The organism is Empedobacter sp. UBA7248 (assembly GCF_002472945.1).
Classification (GTDB): Bacteria; Bacteroidota; Bacteroidia; order Flavobacteriales; family Weeksellaceae; genus Empedobacter; species Empedobacter falsenii_C.
Window position 1 is genome coordinate 1 of record NZ_DKSU01000013.1, and the last position, 13027, is coordinate 13027.

Annotated in this window: 12 protein-coding genes; 5 read left to right on the plus strand and 7 right to left on the minus strand. The window is 28.7% G+C overall.

What is annotated here, in order from left to right:
• A partial coding sequence (locus tag B4A23_RS12220) for a S9 family peptidase (RefSeq protein WP_291120439.1) occupies positions 1 to 1753 on the plus strand: 1753 nt, incomplete at its 5' end.
• Positions 1754 to 1801: 48 nt separating this feature from the next.
• Here B4A23_RS12220 and B4A23_RS12225 read toward each other — a convergent pair.
• The 3 genes from B4A23_RS12225 to B4A23_RS12235 form a co-directional block, all read right to left on the minus strand.
• Complete coding sequence (locus B4A23_RS12225; protein ID WP_280051878.1) at positions 1802 to 2086, minus strand: DUF6520 family protein; 285 nt, start codon at positions 2084 to 2086, stop codon at positions 1802 to 1804.
• Positions 2087 to 2158: 72 nt separating this feature from the next.
• Positions 2159 to 3604 (minus strand): DoxX family protein, encoded by a 1446-nt coding sequence (locus B4A23_RS12230; protein WP_291120441.1) that lies wholly within the window; start codon positions 3602 to 3604, stop codon positions 2159 to 2161.
• Positions 3605 to 3632: 28 nt separating this feature from the next.
• Complete coding sequence (locus B4A23_RS12235) at positions 3633 to 3866, minus strand: hypothetical protein (RefSeq protein WP_291120443.1); 234 nt, start codon at positions 3864 to 3866, stop codon at positions 3633 to 3635.
• Positions 3867 to 4223: 357 nt separating this feature from the next.
• On the opposite strand from B4A23_RS12235, the gene B4A23_RS12240 reads away from it, so the two are divergent.
• The gene (locus B4A23_RS12240; protein WP_291120445.1) at positions 4224 to 5861 is read left to right on the plus strand and encodes a helix-turn-helix domain-containing protein; all 1638 of its coding nucleotides are present in this window, start codon (positions 4224 to 4226) and stop codon (positions 5859 to 5861) included.
• Positions 5862 to 5887: 26 nt separating this feature from the next.
• Here the strand turns inward: B4A23_RS12240 and B4A23_RS12245 are convergent, their stop codons facing one another.
• The 4 genes from B4A23_RS12245 to B4A23_RS12260 form a co-directional block, all read right to left on the minus strand.
• The gene (locus B4A23_RS12245) at positions 5888 to 7264 is read right to left on the minus strand and encodes a DNA topoisomerase (protein WP_291120447.1); all 1377 of its coding nucleotides are present in this window, start codon (positions 7262 to 7264) and stop codon (positions 5888 to 5890) included.
• Positions 7265 to 7280: 16 nt separating this feature from the next.
• Complete coding sequence (locus B4A23_RS12250; protein WP_291120449.1) at positions 7281 to 8714, minus strand: DUF3945 domain-containing protein; 1434 nt, start codon at positions 8712 to 8714, stop codon at positions 7281 to 7283.
• Between the two features lie 82 nt (positions 8715 to 8796).
• Complete coding sequence (locus B4A23_RS12255) at positions 8797 to 9105, minus strand: helix-turn-helix domain-containing protein (protein ID WP_291120451.1); 309 nt, start codon at positions 9103 to 9105, stop codon at positions 8797 to 8799.
• A 206-nt stretch (positions 9106 to 9311) separates the two neighbouring features.
• Positions 9312 to 10163 (minus strand): RteC domain-containing protein, encoded by an 852-nt coding sequence (locus B4A23_RS12260; RefSeq protein ID WP_291120453.1) that lies wholly within the window; start codon positions 10161 to 10163, stop codon positions 9312 to 9314.
• 158 nt (positions 10164 to 10321) lie between these two features.
• Between B4A23_RS12260 and B4A23_RS12265 the strand changes: the two genes are divergently transcribed.
• The 3 genes from B4A23_RS12265 to B4A23_RS12275 are packed head-to-tail and all read left to right on the plus strand — an operon-like array spanning position 10322 to position 12689.
• Entirely contained in the window at positions 10322 to 10903 is a 582-nt protein-coding gene (locus tag B4A23_RS12265; protein WP_291120455.1) for an SOS response-associated peptidase, read from the plus strand.
• A 58-nt stretch (positions 10904 to 10961) separates the two neighbouring features.
• The gene (locus B4A23_RS12270) at positions 10962 to 12230 is read left to right on the plus strand and encodes a Y-family DNA polymerase (RefSeq protein ID WP_349679973.1); all 1269 of its coding nucleotides are present in this window, start codon (positions 10962 to 10964) and stop codon (positions 12228 to 12230) included.
• Positions 12231 to 12689 carry a LexA family protein gene (locus B4A23_RS12275; RefSeq protein WP_291120457.1) on the plus strand — a complete coding sequence of 153 codons (459 nt, stop codon included), beginning with the start codon at positions 12231 to 12233 and terminating at the stop codon, positions 12687 to 12689.
• Positions 12690 to 13027 lie beyond the last annotated feature (338 nt).

A 13027-nucleotide genomic window follows, 5' to 3' on the forward strand; every position in this document is an offset into this window, starting at 1 on the left:
TATGGATGAATCTGTTCGTGTTTTAACGGATGGACAATTTATTGAATTTCAACTAAATGAAAAAATCACCGAAGATTCTTTAAAAGGAATTGAAAAATGGTCTACCAACGATACGTGGATCTATCCCAAAGAACAATTAATGAAACAAAAAGATGGTTATAAACGGTTTATTTGGACTGTGGGTGAATACGATTCTGTTACGGAAATAAAAGGAAGCCAATTCGCACTTAATAGTAATATCCCCTTTGCCTTGACATTTGATAGAAAACAGTATGAACCACAATATAGATATTTTGAAATTGCAGATGTTTATTTAAATGATTACCAATCAAAAAAATCATATAAAATAATTGATAGTCTATATACCAACCCTAATTTTATTTCTGTTTCACCAAATGGAGAGTACATTGCTTATTTTAAAACAAAACATTGGAATTTGTATGATGTAAAAAAGCAAACACATAAGAAGCTAACAACAAGCCTTTCTCAATTTTTTTATGATAGAACTAAAGCAGAAACTGACAAACCGCCTTTTGATCAGCCCTATTGGTCAGAAGATGAAAAATCTATTCTACTAACGTCAACCTATGATTTGTGGCAGTTTAGTATAGATAAAAATGAAGTAAAGCAAATCACTTTTGGAGAACAAAAAGAAGAACACAATCGTTTGGCATCTATCAATTTAACGAACTCATCAAATCGTAGTATTGACATGAATAAACCACTGATTATTAAACTCCTTAAAGATGATCAGTCGCATGGAATAGCGATCTTAAAAAAGGGAAAAGTGATACATTCTTTTAGAACTGATGCCGAAGTCAATCAAATTTACAGTGATAGCAACAAAAATAAATTGTATTATAGAAAAGCAAAGTACAATGAATCACCCTCTATTCATGAACTTTCAACTAATCATACAACGCGTATTATTTACCAAAGCAACTCTAAGCTAAGTGAATACGACTTAGGTTTTTCTAAAAATATAAACTATACATCTATAAATGGAAACGTGATGAATGGCGCTCTTTTATACCCTTCTCAATACGATTCAACTAAAACATATCCTATGGTTGTGTACATTTATGAAAAGAATTCGTTTAAAGTCAATGAATTTACTTTACCATCTAAAAATTCACCTATCGGATTCAATTTCATGGACTATGTATTAGATGGCTATTTTGTTTTGTTACCCGATATAGAATATGAAATTGGTAACCCAGGCAGATCTGCTTTGGTAAGTGTAGAAAATGCCGTAAAAAAAGCTGTAGAACTATCGACAATTGATCAAAAAAGAATTGGTTTAATTGGACATTCATTTGGTGGGTATGAAACTGCCTTTATTTCTACACAATCAACATTTTTCAAAACAACAGTTGTTGGTTCAGCTATAACCGATTTGATTAGTTATTACCATGATTATAATATAGATAATCAGTCAGATCAATTATGGCGATTAGAAAATTACCAATTAAGAATGGGTGATAGTTTATATAATTTAAAAGATAAATATTACAAAAACTCGCCTCTTTATCATATAGAAGAATTACAAATACCAGTTTTAATATGGACAGGCAAAGAAGACTATAATGTAAATTGGTACCAAAGTGTGTATTTTTTTATGGGAATAAAACGATTAGGAAAAAAAGCCGAATTACTTTTATTTGATCATGAAGGACATACCTTAAAAAATAAAACCAATCAACAATTTTTATCCACTAAAATAAAAAATTGGTTTGATACGTATTTAAAATAAAAGAACGGAGCATGATGCTCCGTTCCTATTTAAATTAGACTTAAATATTTATTGACGATATAGTGGAATACTACACGAAGTTTCTGATAAATCTCTCAATTCAAAAACATCTTTTTCAATTCCATTTTCGTTCACAGTACAAGGTAATCCAATTGTTGCTGAACAATCAACTTTTACGTCATCACAATGATTTGTTGCAGAATTGTAAATATATCCTGTCATAGCTTCTTCTTCACTATTTTGAGAAGATTTACTTTCAGTGGCAAATGCAAAAGCAACAGCCATCATTCCTACCCCAATTGGTAGCGCTTTTTTTAGAAAATTTGTTTTCATCTTGTATAATTTTAATGTGGTGACTTACTCTATTGTACAGGTTTTCAGTCATCCCCTGCGTTGCGCAACGATTTATTTTCTTTTGTTATAGATATAAAGTTCATGATCTACAATCGCAAATATTTTGTTTTTGTAAATCCTAAAATTTCTGAGTTGCTTTTTGGGTGAATGGTAGAGGTAAAAGCTATGAGTATAGGTTTTGTTCACCAAATCATATTGATCTATGCTACTTGCTCCTTCTATTTTTTGTTCGAAATTGCCTAGTCGATCAGTCGATATATAGAGTTGGTTATCATAAGTAGAGGTTAGTTTGTTAACAAGTAAGGTTTGCGGACCTAGCTTATATTGTTGTGTTTTTTTATAATAGGCTACATCGATCTGAACTTTAGAAATAGTATCAATGGTATACCCTGTTTTCATTTCAGCTAACGCAGCATCAAATTCGAGGTACTGGTTTTTGTAGTAATAGACGTAAATAAACTTTTTCAATTGGGAATTCCATAGTAATGTGCCGTCCGACTCAAATGTACCATCAAGTTGTTTTTCTAGACTGCCATAGTTAAGCTGAAGTTGATGCTCTGATAACAATCCCAATACATTAGCTTTTACTTTGGTACTATAAGTTGCTATCCCAAACTTAGAAGAATCTGCGACCACAAATTGATTATAATATACATCTCCTTTAGAAATGGTTTTTGCTTTCCAATCGTCAATTTTACCTCGAAGTAAAATACCAACCGAACCGTCTCCTAAATAAAAATAAGGTGTATGTACATAAGCAATCACTCTTTTATAAGGCAGCTTATATTGATCAATTTCTAGTTTTATATCCTTTATTTGATTAGCCAGATAATCATACCTTTTTAGAAATAAAGGTGTTTCAGTATTGGCTAAATAGAGATAACAACTATCAATACCTGCTATATAATAACCAGTTGACTCTAAATTGAGAGTAGTTTGTTTTTCTGCTAAATGCGGAATGTATTTACGCGTAAACGCATTGTTATACTGAGATTTCTTTTCTGATAAACCATATAAAATGGTTACACTAGCAATTCCAATTAAAATAAGAAAGAATTGTTGAATGATATAGCGTTTCCATATTTGAGAATTGTTTACTATTCTAATGCCAATTAAAGCTAATCCTACAAAGACACCATTAAAAATCAAATGTTCCGTCCATCCCATCTTTTCTAAAACTCCACCACAAGAACAAGGTGTAAATGCCGTGAAATGTAGAATAATTACAATATAGGTGGTGAACATCACCATTAAGAAAAGTGAAATCTGTAAAGCAAATAATCGGAATAGCTCAAACATCAAAAGAACAGCTGTTGCAAGTTCTATAGCAATAATTCCATACGATATAGGAATCGCATAACTGGCTAATAAGGGTGATTGCCCTAACTGCGTTTGAAATGTTTCAAAATCCATCAGCTTGCTTACAGCAGCGTAAATAAACAACACAATAAATAGGTAGCAGATGAGTGATTGGATAAAAGGAAAATATCTTCTCATCTTGATGTGTTTTTGGGTTTAAAGTATACTACTCCCCTCCTTCTTCAGTACGTTTGATATATGGATCTTTTTCCTTTGGAGGATCAGCTTCATTTACTTGTGTTTCTGAATAAATTGATATACTATCATTTGTTGAAATCGTATCTCTTCTCTGTAAAAGCGAAGTATTTATAGATTCAATTTGTTGTTCCTCTTCTTCAATACAGTTATAGAATAAACAGCTAACAACTACTATAATTAAAAAATAGATTTTTGTTTTCATATGATAAGTTTTAATGTTTGGAGTTTTAAAATTATGTCTTGTAGAAGAGAATTAATGCAAACAAGTACTACAAATACATAAATGGAATAACGGATTTATAAATCCGTTGTTTTTGTAAAATAATTAACTGAATTACAGTATTTTGTAAAATGCATTTTTTTATTTATTTTAAAAAAATTGAATAAAAAATATACTTTTGGAAATGACGAATTTATAAATACTTCATTTTGAGCATTTGTTTTACAAAATTTCTTTGTGTAAAAAAAGCTATTTTCCGTTATACTCTATTTGTTTAATTTACTAATTTGAAGTATCTTACCAATTATTCTGCTACTGTTTTCATTAAATTTTAAGCTTATGAAAACATATCTACAACTAATAATAGGATTAATATTGTTCAGTTTAAGCATAGAAAATGTTTTCGCAACTGATATTTTGAGTGCTCAAACCAATGAATATCTTGTTCAAAAAATTGATTCCTTTCAATATGATAAAAATAATCCCCAGGTATGGAAGTATCTCAATGCGTATATCTTAAAAGCTAAAATTAGAAAGGATAACGAGACGTTATTTTATGGCTATAAAGAAGGTATTTTTTATTCAAATGATTATTCTAATAAGCTAAAATATGCAGATAGTACGATTGTTACTGCTCAGAAAACACAAAATAATGATTTTGTTATTCAAAGCTACCTTTCGAAGGGATTAATTCATTTTCAATTCAAAAAATTTCAACCAGCTTTAGAAAATTATTTAATTGCTGAAAGGAAATTAAATAACAAATCCTCCGAATATATCTCATATAAAGTAATTTTCAATCTTGCTTTAATAAAATTTCATTTAAAACAATTCAGTGAATCGGATGTATTGTTTCAAAAATGCACCTCCTATTTTGAGAAGAATAGTTCCGATGAAAATCATCATGCTTATTTTTTGAATTCAATTTATTACAGAACTCAAGTTCTTCAATTTCAAAAAAATTATAAATTAGCAAGTGAACTTAATCGACAAGGCTTGAGATTGAGTCAACAAAAAGAAAATACATATTTCATTCATTACTTTTGGATTTCTACAGCAATTGATTACTATTTCAATAAAAATTATGAAAAAGCAATCTACATATTAACTAAAGAAATTCATTATGTAAATAAACAAGAGGATTTTTATACATTAAGCAAAGCATATTTCTATCTTGGAAAATCATATGAGAAATTAAATCAATTTGAAAAATCCATTGAATATTTTGAAAAAATAGATCAACTTTTTAATCAATATGAATTTTTGGACAGTGAAGTTCGCCCTGCATATAAGGGTTTAATAGATAATTCTGCAAATAAAAATGATTTTCAAAATGAGCTTTATTATATCAATCAATTGCTTAAATTAGATAGTCTTACTCAACGAAATATCGTAAAAATAACTCCAATAATTCAAAAAGAATATGATGAAAAAGAATTATTGAAATTAAAGAAAAATGTAGAATACAAACTTCTTTTATATCCAGTTTTAAATGGAGTAATGATTTTAGTAAGTTCAATTATGGCTTTTTGGATTTGTAAACGCCTTATTAAGAAAACTTCTATAAAGAAAAAGATATCTGTTCCGCAACCAATAATAGATATTCCACCAGAAGTTGTAATGGATATTACAAGACAATTAGACGAATTTGAAGCCAATCAACTTTTTCTAGAACCTACTTTAACATTAGCACAATTATGCAGATCATTCAAAACTAATTCGGCTTATCTATCAAGGATTATTAATTCACAAAAAGGAACAAATTTTTCAAATTATATCAATCAACTTAAAGTGAATTATATTCTGAACCTTCTTAATAATTCAAAGAAATTTCATCAACATTCTCTTAGAGATTTGGCTGAATTAGGAGGATTTTCTTCTGCTAGGCATTTTTCTGATGCTTTTTTTCAAGTAACTTCGTTACGTCCTTATGAATACATTAAACAATTGAAAAATCAATTGAACAACAATAATTAGAATTATAGTAGGAATTAAAATAATTGTTATTTCTTCTGTTCTATTACAAAAGAACTTTCACCTTGTTTGTTGAGTTTGATTATTGCATTAAACTTTTTACCTGATTTGAGTTGAAATCCTTTTATTAAGGTTGTAGCTCCATTATTGATTAAGTTTTCGGTATCTTTTATTGAAAGTTGCACACCGCAAATATTTCTATATTGCATCCAATTACATACTGGTTCTGTACATTTAATCATATTATCATCGATTGCCAATTGAGCTTTTTTACATTTAGGACAGATCAATATTGATAATAAGTTAGATTGTTCAATTTGAATAGGTAAATTATGATGATAAACTGAACCAAATAATTTTAATCCTTTTTCTGTAGGTATTAAGAATCTATTCTCTAATCTAACATAATTATTGATCACTAATTCTTCAATAACTTTTTCGTTTTGCTCATCTTTTCCTACAGCTTTCATCTCTAATAATAAACTTATGAAATCTAATAATTTTGGAGGTTTTGTTTTCTTTTCGTTTATCGAAAACTGTTTTATTTTTAGTTCATCTCCCAATTTTAATGAGGGTAATTCTGGTAAAATAATTAAATCTCTAGAAAAGTTTCCCTGTATTGATCGCCAGCCACTACCTACAATTCTACAATATTCGGCCTTGAATTCATAGTGTAATATTTCCAAGTTAACTATTACAATTTCTTTTATAGATTCTTGAGATACTGCTTCCAAAAATCGAAATACAATCATATTATAAATGATTTTTTCTTTTACAGATAATGCAGATGGTATTTTATCTGTAATTAATATTCCATGCTGATCTTTTGCCTTTTCATCATTCACAATCCTTTTATTTAGGCTACCTTTCCTAAGTTCATTTGTAATATTTTTATAGTTTTCTCTTTCATTTAAAGCATGGATGAGTTTTGGAACAATAGTCCAAAATTGATTGTTAATAAACGCACTCTCTGTTTGAGGATTTGTAATAAATTGGTTTTCGTAAAGTTTCTCGGTAATTCTTGACGTTTCCTCAAAAGATATATTATATTTTGAATATACTTCATATTGTAAATCAATACGATTAAATAATAAAGGTGGTTCTTCTATACAATTTCCTATCTTAATATCAATCACTTCAGCTTTTCCTATTCGATGGATTGTTTTTAATACAGGTTTTATTTGCTTTTCATCTTCAAGGTTTAATTGGCTTTTAAATTCAATAAAAGATTTGGTATGCAACAACTCTAACTGATAAATCGTTTTTTCTTTCCAATTAACCTGTTCCAAGTATCGTTGACAAATAAGCGTCAAAGCTGAAATGAAAACTTCTCTCTCTACTTTAACGCTATTTTCAGAGTTAATTTCATCTTTTACAATAGTTTGATTTTTCAACTCTTTTTTCATAATAAATTTCTTTACATTACACTTTTCTACCCTTCGATTTGGCATTCTTAGGAAGGCTTTCTGTAGAATTTTTTGACTGTTTCTCTTTAAGCAATTGTTGTTTAGATTCCAAAGGTGTTTTAATTTGTTTTGTTGATTCATTCGTTTTTCCTTCAGAATTTACAGCAACTTGCGTTTTATGTTCTTCATTTGGTTGTGCAGCCTCTTTTAATTGATTTGGAAATATAAATTGAGTTTTTCCTAATTCTTTGTTGAAAGAAATATAGCCTTGATAAGTCTGTCCTTTTTTATCTATTAAACCATCTATAAAGACTGTTTTTCCATCTTTAAGTTCATTGTATTGTTGTTCTGAAAGTTCTTTATTTCTAAAAATTTTAGGCACTTCAAAATTCTTAAATTCTTCTCGATTTGATTTTATATTTTGTACCTTATTAATCTTATTATCAAATTGAAACTCTACATAGCGCTTATCTGCATTAAATTGAACATTTGCAGAAAACTCTGTTCCTTTAACGGAAGTCATACCTTCTAAATACAACGATTTCCCTTCTTTTAAGGTTTGTTTTTGTTCTTCATTTAATAGAACTCCTTTTATTTCATCTGGAATTTTAATGAATTCAGTTTTTAAGGCAATCAATTCATTTGTTAATTGATCTACACTGATAATGGAAGGTATTTTCTCTCCTGTTTTGGTGTTCGTTAAATCGACAACTCTTCCCATATTTCCAGTATTCAAAAGGTTTTTCTTATCTTCATCTGTAAATTGATGTCCAAAAAATTCATAGTTTAAATTGGGTTCTTTTCGGATACCATGTAAAGCGGGTACAACTTTATCATCTACTTGTTGTAACGACAATCTAACATCTGTTCTGAGTATTGCTGAACCAAAATTGATGCTGATTGGGATAAGCTGATTGGTTTTATATCCTTTCAATAAAGGATCTAATTGATTTAATTTTTCTAATCGTTCTTGACTTAATCCTAAATTTTTCATTGTTTCCCAATCAATTTGGACTGGATCAAAACGATAGTCTGCTTTTTCTGTTTCCATTTTATCTTCGTTTTTTGATTTTTTTTGTTGATGTGTGTCTGGGTTAATTTTATATTGTTCGAGACTTTGCTCATTTTCAGGTTGTGGAGATTTATAGTGATTTTGAATCTCTTTTGCCTTATCAACTGCTAATGAATCTGGTACTTTGAAAAAAAGGAAATTAGTTGGATCCTTTAGTTGGCTATAAAAGTTTGAAAAGAAGTTCGATAAAAAATTACCATGTTTATCAATTCTTAGAAATTGATTTTCATTCTTTTTCGTTGGATCTACAGTTTCCATTTCTCCTTTCTCATTAAGACTTTTTACTGCTTGAATTTTCATTTTATCCTTATCCAAAACCAATAGGATATCTGAGATTTGTGCTGATTGCTCTATATTTTCTGTTGAATTATCACTCATTTTATCTGATTTTTAAATTTATAATCGAAAATAAAAGATTGATAAAAACAAGTTTTAATCTGACATCTATTGGAAATGATTGTCATTCTTTGGCTTTTCTTTTTGAAGCAGAAGAATTAAAACTATTTCGAATAAATGCATGTACATCTGATAATTTATAATATAATTTTCCACTGATGGTATAATAAGGAAGCCGCCCATCTGAGCGATATCGCTGTAAGGAACGATTACTAATCTTCAACATTTGTAAAACGTCCTGATTATCCAATAATTCTTCGCCATCTACTGAAGTTTTATTTTTGTGAAAATCATTCATATTTTCTCCCAATAAATCAAGACGATTCATTAAACGTTCCATCCACGCTAAAAATTCCATTCGGTCAATATTCATATCAAAAACTTTAAGATTAATAAATTTTGATACAAAAATTCAATATAATAAAAGCTTTGAAAGCCAAGTAATGCCAATTGGCAAGAGAGTTTATTTTAGATAATAGAATAAAATATGCTGATTGATAGTAGATAATTTTATTTAAATTGAGGTGTAAATCAAATTTTAAAAGGTTTACCAATTGGCATAAATGGTAGAAGTGAAATTTACACTTCTCTATCCATATATTCCTCTAATGAGAGTTTGAGATAATCTAAGAAAATTGTGCGCGATCCGCTTCTAGATTTCATACGGTGAAAGGAATGGTGAACATCACCCATTGGAATTTTAAATAAAATTTGAAAAACTAGACTTAATTTTCTAATACCAATTTTACCATGAGAAATTGCTCCCGATGCGTAAAGTGCATAAATTAATTCGATAAGCGCATTTTTACTATCTGTCCAGATCAAATCTTTTTGAGAATTTTCAGATTTTAATACTCCATTTTCAGAATCTTCATCTAGATTGATTTTGGTTATGAGGTATGAATATAAGAGTTCGGAGGATATAATTCGCGCAATTTTATAATCGTAAAAAGTGGAAAACTCAGGATCAATTTCAAATACTATACTATTTAGTCCATCATGAAAATTAATATTTCCTCTCTTAAAATAGGTTTCATCTCGATCTTTTCTACCTAAGCGATAGTACCTATAAAAATCAGAACTACATATATGTTCCATAAATTCACGTTTGAGATTTACCAATTGCTTAGAAAAAAAATTGTAATACATTTTACCTTCTTGAAAAGGACAGTTCGTTTCAATTCGATAAATTTTATTGTAATAAATTAATTTACCCAGAATTTGAGGTTTAATTTTCTTGAAAAAGTATATTTCTTCTTCTTGATTGTTAAATCCTTTTTTTGATGAAGTACTCCTAACTTCATACAATAAATTCTGTAAAAATGTAATCATTTGATACGAAGCATCAATAACATTTCCAGTTAATAAATCTACCTTTTTTTCTTCATTTTGTATTTGATCCAATACGTTGAAGTAAAAACTTTGTTCCATAAAACAATACTTTAGTGTTAAGTTTACAATTTATATTATGTTTATCAGTAAACTATTATTGTTTTAACTAATACTTTTTACTATTTTATAGGAAATATAGATTTATATTAGAATTCAAATTTTAAGAAAATCCTTATCTTTATTTTAAAGTAGATAGTATGTGTTTTCATGTTAAAGTTACCAAGTCAAAGGAACAAATTGAGAAGAAATCAAGATTGAAGTTCAAGCCCGAAGCCTCATTTACTCCAAATCCACATTTCAAAGGTTTTGATCATCCAAAGTTACCAGTAATTACTAATAAACAAGATTACATTCATTTATTTGAATGGGGATTAATACCACATTGGGCTAGTAATGATTATAACTCAAATAATACGTTGAATGCTAGAATAGAAACACTTGAAGATAAACCATCTTTTCGAGATGCTTTCCAAAACCGTTGTGCAATTTTAGTTGATGGTTTTTATGAATGGAGACACGAAGGAAAAAACAAAATTAAATATGAAATTGGAATAAATCATAATTTGATATGTTTAGCTGGCTTATATTCAGATGACACATTTACTATCGTGACAACAGAAGCAGTGGGAATTATGGAATTTATTCATAATACAAAACATAGAATGCCTGTTGTGTTAAATGATGATGAAAATCTTATGAATTGGCTTTATTGTAAACCTATTATCCCTTTCACTGACTTTACTTATCAACGAGAAGATGGACAGGTTTCTTTATTTTGATAAAATTTAACACATTTCCGCGACACCTTGTAGCGTTTAATTTGCTCAACTTTGTAAAATGATGTATGCTTTAGTTGATTGCAATAATTTTTATGCTTCTTGTGAGCGTGTTTTTAAGCCAACATTAAATGGTAAGCCAATTGTAGTGCTTTCAAATAATGATGGTTGTGTAATTTCGAGATCTAACGAAGCAAAAGATTTAGGTATTCCAATGGGTGCTCCTGCATTTGAATATGAAAATAATTTTAGATTAAATAAAATTAATGTTTTTTCATCAAATTATCCCTTATATGCAGATATGAGTAATCGTGTCATGACTATTCTCAAAACATATTGTCCTGATATTGAAATCTATTCGATTGATGAATCTTTTCTTCTATTCAAAGGTTTTGAAAAGTATGATTTGGTAAAATACGCACAAGAAATCAAAGAGAAAATATACAAGATTACTAAAATTCCTGTTTGTATTGGGATTGCACCATCTAAAGCTTTAGCAAAAGTAGCGAATAGAATTGCAAAAAAATTCCCGAAACATCACAACGGCGTTTATATGATTGATTCAAAAGAGAAAATAAATAAAGCTTTAAAATGGTTAAAATGCGAAGATATTTGGGGAATTGGTAGACGTTTAGCAAAGCGTTTATCTTATATAGGTTGTAAAAATGCTTATGATTTTACGTTACTTGAAGATGAATATATTAGAAGAAATTTTTCAATTGTCGAATTACGTCTGAAAAAGGAATTATTGGGTGATAGTGTTTTAAAATTGGATGAAATACAACGTAAAAAATCAATTGCTACTACCCGTAGTTTTGAGAAGACAATTAATGACTACGAAAACTTAAAAGAACGAGTTTCTACATTTGCTATTTCTTGTGCCGAAAAATTAAGAAAAGAAAAGTCGAAATGTAATATTATTTCTGTTTTTGTGATGACAAATCGTTTTGATGACAAACAGTCTTTTGTTTCAAAAACATTGAGTACAACTATTGATTTTGACTCAAACTCGAGCATTGTATTATCTAAAACAGCATTATTTTTACTCGATAAATTAGTTCCGAGTGAAGGCAAGGTTCCTGATTATAAAAAAGCAGGTGTTATCGTTTCGGCTATAACGCCAGATAATCAAACTCAGTTGAATTTATTTCATACAGAATCGCCTAAACATAAAGCTTTGATGAATGTTATTGACAATTTAAATACTACTTACGGCGATCATATGCTAAAATTAGCCTCACAAGATGTAAGAAGAAAATGGAAAATGAAGCAGGAACATTTATCGCCTTGCTATACAACACGATTTACAGATATTTTAAACGTATATTAAATGGTCCAGTTTATTAGAATACCTAAATTTTCAGAAGAATTGATTAATATTCCAATTAAAACAGATGGAGAAAAACGATTTGTTCAATTCTTTGGAGATGTTTCAGCGGGTTTTCCTTCACCTGCGGCTGATTTTATTCAAAATAATATTAGTTTGGATGAAATTCTTCTTAATCATCCAGAAGCCACTTATCTTAATCGTGTTGGTGGCGATAGTATGTATCCTGAGTATTTGAAAGGTGATTTATTGATTATTCGCTCTGATTACGAGCCTAAACATTATGATGATATTATTGTTTCTGTCAACAACTCTGAATACACTTTCAAACGATACGATGCAATTAACAAAAAACTTATTGCTCTAAATCCAAAATACAAAAACTGTATTCAATTACAAGATGAAGATGTTGTTATTGTTTTAGGTGTAGTAACTAGTTTAGTAAGGCATACAAGAAAGTAAGCTGATTGCAATAAATAGCCAGTTTTATTTGACCTTTTTGATATATTCATCTAACTAAAGTAAATAATATAAATGTTCCTTATTCTTTAGAAAGTCTAAATAATTTCCTCTATTGGATATCCTTTCTCTTTTGTTTAAAAAAAAATTTGATATTGTTATTTCAGAAATTGTTTTCAGTTGGATAAAATCCATATATAATACAGAATAATAAATATTTAGCAGTTGTTATTAGCACTAAAAAACAATAAAAATACAATATTTTGGCTTGGTTTTAGTGTGTATTTATTTAACCACACAACTAAATAATATGGATTTAAATTCTGGATTACCTTTTTGGA